Below are 14,405 nucleotides of genomic sequence, written 5' to 3' on the forward strand. Positions count from 1 at the left end.
GGACTGGTGCTTCTTCGCCAGACTGCCATTACCGCGTCGCCAAAGGTGCCGATCCACCAAGATATGCATATATCTGTCGCTCAAAGCGGTGAACTCTGCGACCCCAGACCGTATTTGGGCGGCCCGAAAGGAGTAAGGAGAAACCCATGCAGTACGGTCCCGCGGTGCGCCGCCGGAAACTGGGCGCCGAACTCCGCGCGTTGCGTGCGGATGCGGGGCTCACCAGCGGTGAGGCGGCCCGGCTGGTCGGCTGGCACCAGTCGAAGGTGAGCCGCATCGAGACCGGCGCGAGTGGCGTGAAACCGCCCGACGTCCGGTTACTTCTGGACGCCTACGAGGTCGGCGACGCACAACTCCGGGACATGCTGCTCGTGTTGGCGGGCTCCGACGACAGGGGCGGCCGGCACCACTGGTGGCACGCCTACCGTGGTGTACTGCCGCCCGCCTACCGGGACTTCATCAGCCTGGAGTCACAGGCGAGCACGATCCGCACCCTGGAGACCTCGGTGGTCCCCGGGCTGCTGCAGACACCCGAGTACGCCCGGGCAGTGACCCGGGCCGCCGTGGGAGGCCTCGACAACGACGGCCCCGAGCGGCTCGACGCGCTGGTGCAGGTGCGGCTGGCCCGGCAGGACATCCTGCGGGCGGATCCCCCACTCGAACTGAGCGCGGTCCTCGACGAGGCGGTGGTACGCCGGGAGGTCGGCGGGCCGGGTGTGATGGCACGGCAGCTGGAGCGGCTCATCGAAGCGGCCCAGTTGCCCCAAGTCCGGCTTCAGGTCTTGCCGTTCGCCGCAGGAGCGCACATCGGCATCACCGGCCCTTTCGTTATGTTCTCCTTTCCGAGCACTTCTGATCTGGATGTGGTTGTTCTAGACCACTTGACGAGTAGCCTCTACCTCGAACGGAAAGAAGACCTAGAGGCCTACAGCGAGGCCTTCAACACCCTTCAGTTCCACGCTCTTTCGCCCGAGGATTCGTTGGATTACATCGCCGGGATACGTGACGGCGTGTAAGGAGGCACCATGTCTGCACTGCCTCGGAACGTACCTTCCAGTACCGATCTGTCCGGAGTGCGGTGGCTGCGCAGCAGCTACAGCACGGGAGCGAACAACTGCGTCGAGGCGGCCCGTCCGCACTCGGGCCCCCGCGCGGGCCTGCTCGCCGTACGCGACTCCAAGGACCCGCAGGGACCCGCTCTGCTCTTCTCCCCCGAGAGCTGGACGGGATTCCTCGGCGCCTTCCACTGATCGGTTCGCCCCGTCAGCGACGCACGACCGTGTCACGCCGACTCATGGTCGCGTCTCGCCGATCACACGTACAGCGCGTTCCATCTCGGCCCCGGAGAGGTCCGCTCGGGCGGTCAGCCTGAGCCGTGAGATGCCGTCGGGCACGGAAGGAGGACGGAAGCAGCCCACGGCCAGCCCTGCCGTACGGCAGTCGGCCGCCCATTGCACGGCCGCCTCCGGGGACGGTGCCCGCACCGACACCACCGCGGCGTCCGGACGTACCGCTTCCAGACCCGCGGCGGTGAACCGTGCGTGCAGCTCGCCCGCCACAGCGCGCGCCCGGACGGCCCGCTCGGGCTCGCGCCGCAACAGGGTGAGCGCCGCCAGGGCCGCGCCCGCAGCCGCGGGCGCAAGCCCCGTGTCGAAGATGAACGTCCGTGCCGCGTTGACCAGGTGGTCGATCACCCGGGCCGGCCCGAGCACGGCACCGCCCTGACTCCCCAGCGACTTGGACAGAGTCACCGTCACGACCACGTCCTCGGCCCCCGCGAGCCCCGCCGCGTACGGCGCCCCGCGCCCTCCGTCGCCCAGCACCCCGAGCCCGTGCGCGTCGTCGAGCAGCAGCCCCGCCCCGACCTCCCGGCACACCTCGGCGAGCGCCCCCACCGGAGCCGCGTCCCCGTCCACGGAGAACACCGAGTCGGACACGACCACGGCCTGCCCGTCGTGCGTCCGCAGCGCCTTCCGCACCCCGTCCGGATCGGCGTGTCCTACGACCTGGGTGGCGCCCCGGGCCAGCCGGCAGCCGTCGATCAGCGAGGCGTGGTTGCCCGCGTCGGAGACGATCAGCGAGCCGTGCGGCGCGAGGGTGGTGACCGCGGCGAGGTTGGCCGCATAGCCCGAGGAGAAGACGAGGGCGGCCTCGAACCCGGTGAACTCGGCCAGCTCGCGCTCCAGTTGGGCGTGCAGCTCGGTCGTACCGGTGACGAGCCGCGACCCGGTGGCCCCGCCGCCCCAGGTCCGCGCGGCCGACGCGGCCCCCTCGACGACCTCGGGATGGTGGGCGAGCCCCAGGTAGTCGTTGCTCGCGAGATCGAGGAGCGGCGAGTCGGCGGGGCGCGGGCGCAGGGTCCGTACGAGCCCGGCGCGGCGGCGCAGCTCCGCCTGGTCGTCGATCCAGCCGAACGCCATGGTTCCTCCGGGCTTTTGTAGGCAGTGCACAGACACTAATCGGACGGCCTGCCGCCCATGGTGTGGTGATACCCACACCGCCGGCCCCATGTCTTGTGCAATCTCTCCTTGGCCGCGGGCGGTCCCGTAGGACAGGATCGGGACTCATGGACCTGCTGAACACGCTCGTGGACAAGGGGCTTCGGCGCGAGCTGCCGACCCGCGCCGAAGCACTCGCCGTCCTCGCCACCTCCGACGACGACCTGCTGGATGTCGTGGCCGCGGCCGGAAAGGTGCGCCGGCACTGGTTCGGCCGACGGGTGAAGCTCAACTATCTCGTCAACCTGAAGTCCGGCCTGTGCCCCGAGGACTGCTCGTACTGCTCGCAGCGGCTCGGTTCAAAGGCCGACATCCTGAAGTACACGTGGCTGAAACCCGACGATGCCTCGAAGGCCGCGGCGGCCGGTGTGGCGGGTGGCGCCAAGCGGGTCTGTCTGGTGGCCTCCGGCCGGGGTCCGACCGACCGGGACGTGGACCGGGTCGCGGGCACCATCAAGGCGATCAAGGACCAGAACGAGGGCGTCGAGGTGTGCGCCTGCCTCGGCCTGCTCTCCGACGGCCAGGCCGACCGGCTGCGCGACGCGGGCGCGGACGCCTACAACCACAACCTCAACACGTCCGAGTCGACGTACGGCGACATCACGACCACCCACACGTACGCCGACCGCGTCGACACCGTGCAGAAGGCGCACGCGGCGGGACTGTCCGCCTGCTCCGGCCTGATCGCCGGCATGGGCGAGACCGACGAGGACCTGGTCGACGTCGTCTTCTCGCTCCGCGATCTCGACCCGGACTCGGTGCCGGTGAACTTCCTGATCCCGATGGAGGGCACCCCGCTCGCCCAGGAGTGGCACCTCACCCCGCAGCGGTGTCTGCGCATCCTCGCGATGGTGCGGTTCGTGTGCCCGGACGTCGAGGTGCGGATCGCGGGCGGCCGTGAGGTCCACCTGCGCACGATGCAGCCCCTCGCACTGAACCTCGCCAACTCGATCTTCCTCGGCGACTACCTCACCAGTGAGGGCCAGGCCGGCCACGCCGACCTGGAGATGATCGCGGACGCGGGGTTCGAGGTGGAGGGCGCGGGCGAGGTGACGCTGCCGGAGCACCGGGTGACGGCGGGCGGCTGCGGGTCGCACGGGGAGGCCGATGCGGGCTGCGGGTCGCACGAGGGTGCCGGGTGCGGGTCCCACGAGGGTGCCGGTGTCTGTGGGTCGGCTCCCGCGTCCACGCCCGCGCCGCAGGTCGACGAGGTCCGTCGGGACCTGGTCTCCGTACGCCGTCGAGGTGCCGGAACGGATCTCGCGCCCAATGCCTGACCCGACCGCCCTGCCCGTCCCGGAGCTGCTGGAACTGGACCGGCGGCACGTCTGGCATCCGTACGGCCCGATGCCCGGCCGCGCCGAACCGCTCGTCGTGGAATCGGCGAGCGGGGTCCGCCTCCGACTGGCGGACGGGTCGGGCGAGTTGATCGACGGGATGTCGTCCTGGTGGTCGGCGATCCACGGCTACAACCACCCCGTGCTCAACGAGGCCGCGCACGAGCAGCTCGGCCGGATGAGCCACGTGATGTTCGGCGGGCTCACGCACGAGCCCGCCGTACGGCTGGCGAAGCTCCTTGTCGACATGTCTCCCGAGGGCCTGGAGCACGTATTCCTGGCCGACTCCGGTTCGGTGTCGGTCGAGGTCGCGGTGAAGATGTGCCTGCAGTACTCGCGCTCGCTCGGCCGCCCTGCGAAACAGCGCCTGCTGACCTGGCGCGGCGGCTACCACGGCGACACCTGGCAGCCGATGTCGGTGTGCGACCCCGAGGGCGGGATGCACGAGTTGTGGGCAGGAGTGCTGCCCCGACAGGTTTTCGCGGATGCGCCTCCAGCCGAGTACGAGGATTCGTACGCCGAGCATCTGCGCGAGCTGATCGAACGGCACGCGCACGAACTGGCCGCGGTGATCGTGGAGCCGGTGGTGCAGGGCGCGGGCGGGATGCGGTTCCACTCCCCCGCGTATCTGCGGGTGCTGCGTGAGGCGTGCGACGCGCACGACGTGCTGCTGGTGTTCGACGAGATCGCGACGGGTTTCGGCCGCACAGGGGCCCTGTTCGCGGCGGACCACGCAGCCGTGACGCCCGACGTGATGTGCGTGGGCAAGGCGCTGACCGGCGGCTATATGACGATGGCGGCGACACTGTGCACGTCACGCGTCGCGGACGGCATCTCGCGCGGCGAGGTGCCGGTCCTGGCCCACGGCCCGACCTTCATGGGCAACCCGCTGGCAGCGGCCGTGGCCTGCGCGTCGCTCGAACTCCTCCTGAACCAGGACTGGTCGGCGGAGGTCAAGCGCATCGAGGCGGGCCTGCGGGAGGGCCTGGCCCCGGCATCCCGCATCCCCGGCGTCCGGGACGTCCGCGTCCTCGGCGCCATCGGCGTGGTCCAGCTCGACCACGACGTGGACATGAAGGCCGCCACGGACGCGGCCGTACGCGAGGGCGTGTGGCTACGGCCGTTCCGCGACCTCGTCTACACGATGCCGCCGTACGTCACGGGCGACGCCGACCTGGCTCGGATCGCCCGTGCGGTGTGCGCGGCGGCGCGGGAGGGATGACATGCCGGTACTGGTGATCACGGGCACGGGCACGGAGGTCGGCAAGACGATCACCACGGCCGCGGTAGCCGCAGCGGCGCTCGCGGCCGGCCGCACGGTGGCTGTCCTCAAGCCCGCCCAGACGGGTCTACGGCCGGACGAGCGCGGGGACGCCGACGAGGTCGCGAGGCTCGCGGGCAGCGTCACAGCGGCCGAACTCGCCCGCTACCCCGAGCCGTTGGCCCCGGGCACGGCGGCACGCAGGGCCGGTATGACTCCGGTCCACCCGCAGGAAGTCGCGGAAGCCGCGCAGAAGTTGGCCACCGAGCACGATCTCGTGCTGGTCGAGGGCGCGGGCGGGCTGCTCGTACGCTTCGACGCGGAGGGTGGCACGCTGGCGGACGTGGCGCGGTTGCTGGCCGCTCCGGTCCTGGTGGTGGCCTCGGCAGGTCTGGGCACCTTGAACACGACGGAACTGACGGCCCGTGAACTCCGTTCCCAGCGGCTCGACTTGCTGGGCGTGGTGATCGGCAGCTGGCCCACCACCCCTGATCTGGCGTCCCGTTGCAATGTGGCCGACCTGCCGGAGGTGGCGGGGTCCCCGTTGCTGGGCGCACTGCCGGAGGGGGCCGGCTCTCTGACCCCGGCCGACTTCCGCACTGCGGCACCGAGTTGGCTGGCGCCGCGGCTTGACGGGACGTGGGATGCGGAGGGGTTCCAGGGGCGGGCTGCGGCGCCTTCCTGGGACGGCGGCGCGGTCTAGGACGCTTCCCCCTCCGCCAGCAGTCGTACCAGTTCGATTCGGGACCGGATGCCCAACCGGCTGAAGACGCCGCGCAGATGGTGGTCGATCGTGCGGGGGCTGAGGGCGAGGCGGACGGCGATCTCGCGGTTGGTGGCGCCGTCGGCGGCCATGCGGGCGACCATCAGTTGCTGGGCGGTCAGGCGGGTGGTGGGGGCGAGGGCTCCGGGTGCGGGGAGGGTCGTTACGCCCACCGGTGTGCCGAGGGCGCGGAGTTCGGCCCGTGCCTGGGCGGCGCAGTGCGGGGCGCCGAAGGACTCGAAGGCCTCCAGCGAGGTGTGCAGCCGGTCGCGGGCCTCGGTGCGTCGGCGCAGTCGGCGCAGCGCGCCGCCCAACAGCAGCTCGGTGCGGGCCCGTTCGAAGTCGCGGGTGCCGTGTGCGTGCAGGTCGAGGGCGGTGCGGTAGTGCTCGACGGCCTCGGCGCCCGGAGCGAGCAGGGCCCGGCAACGGGCGCTCAGGGCAAGGTCGTCGGGGCTGCGGACCGCACGTGCCCAGCGGTCGTAGTCGGCGTGCGCGGCGCGGGCGATACGGGTGTCACCGCTGCGGGCGGCGGCCTCGACGTAGTGCGGGGTGGCGAGGTGCCGTATCGCCCGGTGGCCGTGGCCCGGGCCGAACCCGGCGAGCGCGCGCAGCCGGGCCGCCGCGGCGGCGAAGCGTCCGCTGCTGAGGTCGAGGTAGGCGAGCGCCCACTGGGCGAGCGCGGCGGGCAGTCCCAGGCCGCGGCCGAGGGCGTACGAGCGGGCGGCGGCGGCGCGTTCCCGGCACAGGTCGGCGTCGCCGGTGAGCGCCGCGAACATGGCGAGCGCGGCCTGCAGATGGCAGGCGCCGTTGTCCTGGCCGGTGGCGTGGGCCTGCCACAGGGCGTCCGTCGCCGCCGTCTCGGCGGCTCGTGGGTGCCCGGTCCAGAACTCGGCGTACGCCCGGAATTCCATCGCCTGCGCCACGATCACCGTCGCGCCGCGCGCCCGGGCCGAGGCCGCCGCCCGCACGGTGGCGGTGGTGGCGCGGGTGTGGTCGCCGAGCATCAGGGCGGCGATGCCTGCGTGGATGAGGAGGGTGGGGTCGCCGCCGGGACCGCACCGCCCGGCGGCGGCTTTCAGCAGGTCCCGCGCGTCCTCGTAGCGCCCCTCGAAGGCGGCGGCCAGTCCCCCGAGCGTCCCGTGCGGCACGATCCCGAGCCGGGAGGCGACGGCAGCCGCCTCCCGGCAGCGTCTCAGGTCCCCGGTGTAGACGGCGGCCTCGGTGGCTCGGGCGAGGAGGTGAACCGTGTGGTCCGGGGCGGGAGTTCGGGGTGTCCTGCTCAAGTGGGTCCCCGCCACTGACTCCTCGGCCTCCCCTCGAACCACCGGCGTCTCGACTCCCCGTCGTGCCACCGCGATCAGCAACGCGTCGAACGCCTCCGCCGCGTTGCCGGCCCGCAGCGCGAACACCCCGTTCAGCGCGTCGCTGTCCGTCGCGGCGGCGAGTCTTCGGGCGCGGTCGCCCTCGCCGGACTGCCAGGCGTCACCGGCGGCGCGGTCGAGGAGGCGGGACTGTTCGCGGGGGTCGCGGGAGAGGGCGGCGGCGCGTTCCACCAGGGCGCAGGCGAGGGCGTGTTCGCCCGTCTCGCGTGCCTTCCGCGCCGCCGCTCCGAGTTCCGCGGTGAGGCGCACGCTGGGGCCGAGCGCGCCCGCGCCCCGGTGCCAGGAGCGGCGGGGCGTCTCGCCCGCCGCGCGCAACACCCGTGCCAGCAACCGGTGGACGTCCCGCCGGTCCGCAGGGGACCCGGTCTCGTATGCGGCGATCCTCGTCCACGCGTCGCGGAACACGACCCCGCCTGCCGTCGCCTGTGCGACCCCTGCCGTCTCGGCGGCTTCCAGGGGTCGGGTGTCGAGGCGGCCCGCCGCGACGGCACGGAGGAAGGCGTGGGTGGGGACGGGGTACTGGTCGGCCGCGGCGAGCAGCAGGAGCAGGCGGGTGTCGTCGGGCAGGGACCGGATCTCCCGGCGGTGCCGGCTCAGCAACTCCGGTGCCAGGGATGCCGGTTCGGTGGGGAGGGGGTCGAGTCCCGAGGCCTGGCGTGGGGTCAGTCGCGAGCGGAGTTCGGCGGCGGCGCGGGGGTCGCCGTAGGCCGCGCGGAGCAGGCGGATGCGGACGCCTTCGGGGAGCGCGGGATCGGGCGTTCGCCACACGTCGGTGCGTGACGGTGGCCAAGTGCGGTCCAGAGGTGGGGGGTTCACTGGTGTCACCACACAACTGACGTTACTGGCGAGTTAATTCACTCGTAAAGACCGGCGATTTCGCCGATGCGGCGCGCGTAGACCCCGCTGACACTCCTGACAACCCCACCCGTATCAGGAGGCATCATGCAGCGCCACAAGCGTCGCATCGCCACGGCCTTGTCGGCCGTGACCACCTCGCTCCTTCTGTCACTCTCCCTGGCCTCGACGCCCGCTCACGCGGCGAGCCACGATCCCATCGTCTTCGTGCACGGCCTGAGCGGTTCGGCGAGCGGCTGGGACGACTGGGTCGCGGACTTCGAGGCCGACGGCTACTCCTCGTCCGAGCTGTTCGCGTGGTCGTACGACTGGACGCAGTCGAACGTCACGACCGCCTCGCAGCTGGCCACCGAGGTCAAGAGCGTGCTCGCGCAGACCGGGGCGTCGAAGGTCGACATCGTCGGTCACTCCATGGGGACGCTCAGCTCCCGCTACTTCCTGAAGAACCTGAGCGGTACGTCGTACGTGGACCACTTCGTGTCCGTCGCCGGGGTCAACCACGGCACCTCCATCGCCTCGCTGTGCGGCTGGCTCTACACGTCCTGCAAGGAGATGCAGACCGGGAGTTCCTTCCTCACCGCGCTCAACTCCGGTGACGAGACGCCCGGCAGCGTGTCGTACGCGGCCTACTGGTCGGACTGCGACGAGGCGATCAACCCGGACACCTCGGCCGAACTGAGCGGCGCGACCAACGTCGACGTCGGATGCATCTCGCACACCGACATGAACAACGACCACGGCGTCTACGAGCAGGTCCGGGACTTCATCTCCTGACCCGGCCCCGCTCCTTCCCCGGCGGCAGCGGGGGTGGTCAAGGGCGGCAGGGGGGACAATCCCGGTAGGGGCCGGTTCCGGTCCGGTCCTGCCCGGGAGGTCGCCATGCCGCTACGGTCCGCAGGCTCCGGCACAGTCGGCACTGTGCCGCGGGACGCCGTCCACCACCCGCTGTTCGCCCGCTACTACGCCCGTTTCAGCGTGCGCGCCGAGTCACGGTTCGGCCTGGCCGGGATGCGGGAGAGGCTGCTCGCCGGGCTCTCCGGGCGGGTGATCGAGATCGGTGCCGGGAACGGGCTGAACTTCGCGCACTATCCGAGCGCCGTCTCCGAGGTCGTCGCGATCGAGCCCGAGCGGACTCTGCGGCAGCTGGCCGTGGAGTCCGCGCTCCGCTCCGGGGTGCCCGTCGACGTGGTGCCGGGCGCGGCGGAGAAGCTGCCCGTCAAGAGCGAGGCCTTCGACGCGGTCGTGCTCTCGCTGGTGCTGTGCAGTGTGCGCGATGTGCCACGGGCGCTCGCGGAGGCACGGCGGGTGCTGCGGCCCGGCGGAGTCGTGCGGTTCTTCGAGCACGGCCGGGGCGGCGGACCGGCGATGGCGTTCACCCAGCGCGCCCTGGACCGCACGCTGTGGCCGCCGCTGAACGGAGGCTGCCATCTGGCCCGCGACCCGGTGGCCGCACTGCGCGACGCGGGGTTCGAACTCGGTCCGTACCGGCGGGTGTTGATCCCGGAGAAGGGGCCCGCGCTGCCGACGTCGTACTGCGTGCTGGGTACGGCCTGGCGCCCGGTCGCGGACGGGTGATCACAGGCTCCACTGGCGCAGTTCGTGGGCGATGTCGTCGACCGACGCCTCGCCGCTCTTCACCAACCGGGCCAGATCCCGGACCTGTTCGGGCGAGGTGATGACCTTCAGGCCGCTGGCGACGAGGTACGCGTAGGCGACGGCCGAGGCGAAGAGGGCGTTGGAGCGCTCCAACGCGGGGACGTGGATGAGGAGTTGGAGTAAGGCGGCGGCGCGCGCGTGCGGGCTGTCGTAGACGGGGACGTCGAATATGTCGGCCTGGTGGCGGGCGACGGCGGCGACGAGCGCGCCCCAGTCGGTGACCTGGGGGTCTCCGGGTGTGTTGTGTTCGGCGAGCATCAGCAGCCAGGCGAGGTCGATCCTGAGGTTGTTCAAGGGATCAGCGGCGACCTTCGCGGGTGCTCTTCCCGTCGGCGCCGAACTCGTCTGCGAAGACGGACTCGTACTGCTTCATGAAGTCGGCGGCGGCCTCGACGAAGGTGTGGCCGACCTCCCCGGTGTCCTGTCTGACCAGCTCTTCTATGTAGCGGTTGACGCTCATGCCACGGGCCAGGGCACGTTCACGCGCCGCGCGGGCGGTGCCCTCGTCCACGCGTACGTTCAGCTGGGTCTTCGCCATACCTAGACGCTAGCGCCGAATTGCTAGCAGAGGCAAGGGCTCGTCCGGTGGGTGGAGAGTGCCCCTTACACCGGTATCGGGGGCTCGACCTGGGGCGGAGACCACCTCGGCCGCACGGAGGATGTCGGGTGTGCGCCGTGTCACACTAGGCTCGGCCGGGAGCACGGAGTCGGGCACGTCCGCGAGCGAGGGAACTCCAGGAGGCCGTCTTGTCCACACCTGCAGCGGAGCACGCCCCGGGTCAGGCCTCGGCCGACCGGACCGCGGCCCGCGCCCGCGGTCTGACCAAGGCGTACGGCTCGGGCGAGACGACCGTGCTCGCCCTGGACGCGGTGGACGTGGACATCGCACGCGGCCGGTTCACCGCCGTCATGGGGCCCTCGGGCTCCGGGAAATCGACGCTGATGCACTGCCTGGCGGGCCTCGACACCGTGTCGGCCGGGCAGGTGTGGCTCGGCGACACCGAGATAACGGGTCTGAAGGACCGCGAGCTGACCCGGCTGCGCCGGGACCGGATCGGGTTCATGTTCCAGTCGTTCAACCTCATCCCGACCCTCAACGCGGCCGAGAACATCACGCTGCCCATGGACATCGCCGGGCAGAAGCCGGACCAGAAGTGGCTGGACCAGGTCATCGACACGCTGGGGCTGCGGGACCGGCTCAAGCACCGGCCGTCGCAGCTGTCCGGCGGCCAGCAGCAGCGGGTGGCCTGCGCGCGGGCGCTCGCCTCCCGGCCCGAGCTGATCTTCGCGGACGAGCCGACCGGCAACCTCGACTCGCGGGCCGGTCTGGAGGTGCTCGGCTTCCTGCGTGACGCGGTCGACAGCCTGGGGCAGAGCGTGGTCATGGTCACTCATGACCCCGGCGCCGCCGCCCACTCCGACCTGGTGCTCTTCCTCGCGGACGGGCGGATCGTGGACGAGATGGAGCGGCCCACGGCGGAGGGTGTGCTGGAGCGCATGCGCCTCTTCTCCGGGGGAGACCCCCAGACCCCCGGCTCCGACCTGGCCCGCGGCCCATTCGACGGCCCCTCCCCGGCCGGGACCGACGTATCCCTCGACAAGGACTGAACCCGTGCTGAAGGCGACCCTCCGGAGCTTCCTCGCGCACAAGGGAAGGCTGCTGCTGTCGGCCCTGGCCGTCGTGCTGTCCGTCGCGTTCGTGGCCGGCAGCCTGATCTTCTCCGACACGGTGACCAGCACCTTCGACCGGCTCTTCGCGTCCACGTCCGCCGATGTGACCGTGGAACCGAAGCAGGACCTCAAGTCCTCGGTGCCCACCGGCGCGACCGAGACCGTGCCCGCCGCGCTGGCCGGACAGGTGGCGAAGGTGGCCGGCGTCGCCGCGACGCACGCCGACGTGTCCGTGCAGAACATCGTGGTCGTCGACAGCAAGGACAAGTCGGTCGGGCCGACCACGGGCGCGCCCACCATCGCCACCGACTGGTACCTCACCGACCGCAGCCCGGTGAAACTGACCTCGGGCCACGCCCCGCAGGGCGCCGGCCAGGCCCTCCTGGACGCGGACACCGCCGACAACAAGCACGTGAAGATCGGCGACACGCTGACCGTGCAAGCGCAGCCCGGCAGCTTCAAGGTCGAGATCGTCGGCATCGCCACCTTCACCACCACCAACCCCGGTGCCGCGCTGGTCTTCCTCGACCCCGCCACCGCGAAGTCCCAGCTGCTGGGCGCCTCCGACCGCGCCACGAGCATCTCGGTGGACGCGGCGAAGGGTGTCGACGACGCCGTACTCAAGCAGCGGGTGGCCGCCGCGATCGGTTCGTCCGGCTCCTACGACATCAAGACCGCCGACGAGCAGGCCAAGTCGGCCGCCGCCGACCTGGGCGGCTTCCTCGACGTCATCAAATACGTGATGTTGGGCTTACCGAAGATCTTGAGTTCTGTTCTGCCCCCAGAAGCAGTTCCGGGATGACCCACGTCCTGATGGACATGGACGGCGCCCTCCAGGGACGGAAGGCCTCCCTGCCTTCGGCATCGGCCAGCACGCCCATGGCCTGCTCCCACAACCCGTTCCTGCTCCAGCGGTTCCAGTGGTTCCGGATGAGCGTCTGAGGTCCGTACACGTCGGGCATCTGCGACCACTGAAGCCCGGCACACGCCTTGTGCAGCAGTGCTTCCACCACCGTGCGGGGCTCGCTCTTGCGCAGCCGGGGGAAGAGATGGGCAACAGACTCCCACCCGTCATCGGTCAGGACGGGAACGGGCCTCTCCCGTTCCCGGAACCAGGCGGCCAAGGTGCAGGGTGCACCCTGCCGCCCGTTGGGGGCCTCCTCGGTGACCGTCACCGTGGTATCCAGCAGCTCCAGAAGCCGACGCTTCTGCGTCGGCGACAGGTTCCCCACCATCTGCCTGTGTGCCCGTTCCGCCATCTCCATGAGGTCCCGCGCCCGATGGCCGGCAGCCTCGCATTCCGCCTGCCCCGCGGCCGTCTCTGCCTTCAGCCTCTCCAGGCTGGTCAGCTCCCGGTTCATAGACCGGACTGCCGCAGCAGCGGCCTGCTCCGCGTCCGCGTCGCTCGCACCCTCGGCGATGGCCTCACGGATGGCCATGGACATGGTGAGGTTCTTCGCACGCCGAAGCGCCGTGATCCGCCTCTCCAGATCAGCAATCCGCTCAGCGTGGTCGATATTCTTGCCCTGGTTGATACTTATCCAGTCGGAAGCCACCTTGCGCAGGTGCTCCTTGTCACCCAATGCGGCAGAGAACGTGCTCCACATCGCCGCCTCGGTGACCTCGGCCTCAAGGAAGTTGCACGTGCAGCCAGGACCTCCGGCCGAGGCGGACCCATTGCACCGGTATCCCGCAGTCCTGCCGTTGGACAGGTGACCGGTGTAGTGATGTCCGCACAGTGAGATCATGCGCCCACTCAGCAAGTACACGCGCCCCCGACTGACGGGAGGGCCTTTTTTGGCGAGGTCTACCGCTGCCTCCAGCTCTGCGACTTCCTCCGGCGTGAAGACGGGGGGCAGCTCAATCACGACGGACTCGCCGTACATCGGGTTGCCGTCACGGTCGAGCTTCGCCTTGGATGTCTTCCGAAAGACGATGCGCGACCTGAGAACCGCGTCCCCAAGCAAGACGTGCTGAAGGTTCTCGCCCGTCCAGCGCTTGCCGCTCTTGGTGAAGAGCCCCTCTCCGTTGAGGATGGCCGCCGTGTCCGACCAATTCAGTTGCTGAACAAAGACCTTGCGTCCGCGTCGAAGGGTCGGGAGGTCTGCCGCCTTGAGACCGAGTCGGGACTCTCCCTTGACGCCCTGATTCAGCACCTCATACCCCGTGGGGACGAAGCCTCCGGTGTAGCCGCCGTCTTCGGCCTTTTCCTGGAGACCAGCCTGGGTGCGATCGCGGATCGTCTCGCGCTCGTCTTCGGCCTTGTCCGCGTCCTTGCGCATCCTGGACCGGCCTTCGGCCGTGCTGTTGTCGTAGTCCCCCTTGACCACGCTGGTGTATACGCCCAGGTCCTCAAGTTCCCAGACCCAGGGCCAGAAGGCCCGGTCCCGGCGGCCGATGGCTCGCGCTTCGGCGACGCACACAAGGTCAAAGGGTGTATCACGCCGTCGGCCCGCCTCCATGAGGCGAGCCAGGTCAGGACGCTCGTGCGCCTCCAGGCTTCCGCTGAAGCCGCCGTCGGCGTAGATCCCGACGAGGGCGTGCCCCTTCTTCGCGAGGTGCTTCAGGACTCGCTTGAGGGTGTACGACAGGCCGTATCCTTTCTTCTGGTCCTCGGTGGACACCCGGAGGTAGGCCACGGCCCGCAGCTGCCCGGGACTTGGCACCTGGAAGACCACACCGATCTCGTCCAAGATTGCCTGAAGCTCACTGTTGTCCGGGTTCGTGAGAACCTGATGCATGTCAGAAGCTGTTTTCTTTTCGATCTTGAGCGGTGGCGGTCGAACGCGGATTCCCGGTCGGGTGATCCTTTCGTGGCCAGGGCATGAAGTCGGGGCCTCCTGAACAGCTCGTGGGTGTCGAATCCATAGAGCAACAGAAGGCCTGTGTGCTGCAGTCTTCCGTGTCGATGGCTGGGCGGTCCAACTCGGCCGCTCCAACGTGTGATTGCCTCGCGCACGTGTACGGCAACGCCGCCGACCG

At 70.4% G+C, this 14,405-nt stretch carries 13 protein-coding genes and 1 pseudogene; 9 read left to right on the forward strand and 5 right to left on the reverse strand.

Annotated features, from left to right (window positions below; genetic code table 11):
• The first annotated feature begins 146 nt into the window (after window positions 1-146).
• Window positions 147-1,016: a helix-turn-helix domain-containing protein gene (locus tag OC490_RS22300; RefSeq protein WP_262059747.1), complete on the forward strand. Its 870-nt coding sequence runs from the start codon at window positions 147-149 to the stop codon at window positions 1,014-1,016.
• A 9-nt stretch (window positions 1,017-1,025) separates the two neighbouring features.
• Window positions 1,026-1,250 carry a DUF397 domain-containing protein gene (locus tag OC490_RS22305; protein ID WP_019070950.1) on the forward strand — a complete coding sequence of 75 codons (225 nt, stop codon included), beginning with the start codon at window positions 1,026-1,028 and terminating at the stop codon, window positions 1,248-1,250.
• 42 nt (window positions 1,251-1,292) lie between these two features.
• Here OC490_RS22305 and OC490_RS22310 read toward each other — a convergent pair whose 3' ends face one another.
• On the reverse strand, window positions 1,293-2,420 hold the full coding sequence (locus OC490_RS22310) for an 8-amino-7-oxononanoate synthase (RefSeq protein WP_262059748.1): 1,128 nt from the start codon (window positions 2,418-2,420) through the stop codon (window positions 1,293-1,295).
• Between the two features lie 146 nt (window positions 2,421-2,566).
• Between OC490_RS22310 and bioB the strand changes: the two genes are divergently transcribed.
• Genes bioB through bioD form a run of 3 tightly spaced genes read left to right on the forward strand, consistent with a single transcriptional unit; the run spans window position 2,567 to window position 5,799 of the window.
• Window positions 2,567-3,775, forward strand: coding sequence for a biotin synthase BioB (gene bioB / locus OC490_RS22315; protein ID WP_262059749.1), 1,209 nt, complete (start codon window positions 2,567-2,569; stop codon window positions 3,773-3,775).
• Window positions 3,768-5,057, forward strand: a complete 1,290-nt coding sequence (locus OC490_RS22320) for an adenosylmethionine--8-amino-7-oxononanoate transaminase (RefSeq protein ID WP_262059750.1) — start codon at window positions 3,768-3,770, stop codon at window positions 5,055-5,057. The genes bioB and OC490_RS22320 overlap by 8 nt, the downstream gene beginning before the upstream one ends.
• 1 nt (window position 5,058) lies before the next feature.
• Window positions 5,059-5,799 (forward strand): dethiobiotin synthase, encoded by a 741-nt coding sequence (gene bioD / locus OC490_RS22325; protein ID WP_262059751.1) that lies wholly within the window; start codon window positions 5,059-5,061, stop codon window positions 5,797-5,799.
• Here the strand turns inward: bioD and OC490_RS22330 are convergent.
• Complete coding sequence (locus OC490_RS22330; RefSeq protein WP_410098845.1) at window positions 5,796-8,066, reverse strand: LuxR C-terminal-related transcriptional regulator; 2,271 nt, start codon at window positions 8,064-8,066, stop codon at window positions 5,796-5,798. The genes bioD and OC490_RS22330 overlap by 4 nt on opposite strands.
• Before the next feature lie 117 nt (window positions 8,067-8,183).
• Here OC490_RS22330 and OC490_RS22335 point away from each other — a divergent pair, with 117 nt between their 5' ends.
• The gene (locus OC490_RS22335) at window positions 8,184-8,870 is read left to right on the forward strand and encodes an esterase/lipase family protein (protein ID WP_262059752.1); all 687 of its coding nucleotides are present in this window, start codon (window positions 8,184-8,186) and stop codon (window positions 8,868-8,870) included.
• 105 nt (window positions 8,871-8,975) lie between these two features.
• Window positions 8,976-9,671, forward strand: a complete 696-nt coding sequence (locus tag OC490_RS22340) for a class I SAM-dependent methyltransferase (protein WP_262059753.1) — start codon at window positions 8,976-8,978, stop codon at window positions 9,669-9,671.
• Here the strand turns inward: OC490_RS22340 and OC490_RS22345 are convergent, their stop codons facing one another.
• Window positions 9,672-10,046: a hypothetical protein gene (locus tag OC490_RS22345; RefSeq protein WP_019070960.1), complete on the reverse strand. Its 375-nt coding sequence runs from the start codon at window positions 10,044-10,046 to the stop codon at window positions 9,672-9,674. It abuts the gene before it with no gap.
• 4 nt (window positions 10,047-10,050) lie between these two features.
• Entirely contained in the window at window positions 10,051-10,290 is a 240-nt protein-coding gene (locus tag OC490_RS22350; protein ID WP_033278219.1) for a hypothetical protein, read from the reverse strand.
• Window positions 10,291-10,499: 209 nt separating this feature from the next.
• On the opposite strand from OC490_RS22350, the gene OC490_RS22355 reads away from it, so the two are divergent.
• Window positions 10,500-11,360 carry an ABC transporter ATP-binding protein gene (locus OC490_RS22355; protein ID WP_262059754.1) on the forward strand — a complete coding sequence of 287 codons (861 nt, stop codon included), beginning with the start codon at window positions 10,500-10,502 and terminating at the stop codon, window positions 11,358-11,360.
• Between the two features lie 4 nt (window positions 11,361-11,364).
• Window positions 11,365-12,186: pseudogene (locus OC490_RS22360) on the forward strand (ABC transporter permease); the annotation flags it as partial.
• Here the strand turns inward: OC490_RS22360 and OC490_RS22365 are convergent.
• Window positions 12,155-14,164, reverse strand: a complete 2,010-nt coding sequence (locus OC490_RS22365; RefSeq protein WP_262059755.1) for a recombinase family protein — start codon at window positions 14,162-14,164, stop codon at window positions 12,155-12,157. The pseudogene OC490_RS22360 and the gene OC490_RS22365 overlap by 32 nt on opposite strands.
• Between the last annotated feature and the right edge of the window lie 241 nt (window positions 14,165-14,405).

Source organism: Streptomyces sp. STR69, assembly GCF_024519455.1.
In the GTDB taxonomy this organism is placed as follows: domain Bacteria; phylum Actinomycetota; class Actinomycetes; order Streptomycetales; family Streptomycetaceae; genus Streptomyces.

Coding starts and splice junctions, on each gene's coding strand:
- OC490_RS22300 (WP_262059747.1), top strand. CDS start 147: ATGCAGTACGGTCCCGCGGTGCGCCGCCGGAAACTGGGCGCCGAACTC.
- OC490_RS22305 (WP_019070950.1), top strand. CDS start 1,026: ATGTCTGCACTGCCTCGGAACGTACCTTCCAGTACCGATCTGTCCGGA.
- OC490_RS22310 (WP_262059748.1), bottom strand. CDS start 2,420: ATGGCGTTCGGCTGGATCGACGACCAGGCGGAGCTGCGCCGCCGCGCC.
- bioB (WP_262059749.1), top strand. CDS start 2,567: ATGGACCTGCTGAACACGCTCGTGGACAAGGGGCTTCGGCGCGAGCTG.
- OC490_RS22320 (WP_262059750.1), top strand. CDS start 3,768: ATGCCTGACCCGACCGCCCTGCCCGTCCCGGAGCTGCTGGAACTGGAC.
- bioD (WP_262059751.1), top strand. CDS start 5,059: ATGCCGGTACTGGTGATCACGGGCACGGGCACGGAGGTCGGCAAGACG.
- OC490_RS22335 (WP_262059752.1), top strand. CDS start 8,184: ATGCAGCGCCACAAGCGTCGCATCGCCACGGCCTTGTCGGCCGTGACC.
- OC490_RS22340 (WP_262059753.1), top strand. CDS start 8,976: ATGCCGCTACGGTCCGCAGGCTCCGGCACAGTCGGCACTGTGCCGCGG.
- OC490_RS22350 (WP_033278219.1), bottom strand. CDS start 10,290: ATGGCGAAGACCCAGCTGAACGTACGCGTGGACGAGGGCACCGCCCGC.
- OC490_RS22365 (WP_262059755.1), bottom strand. CDS start 14,164: ATGCATCAGGTTCTCACGAACCCGGACAACAGTGAGCTTCAGGCAATC.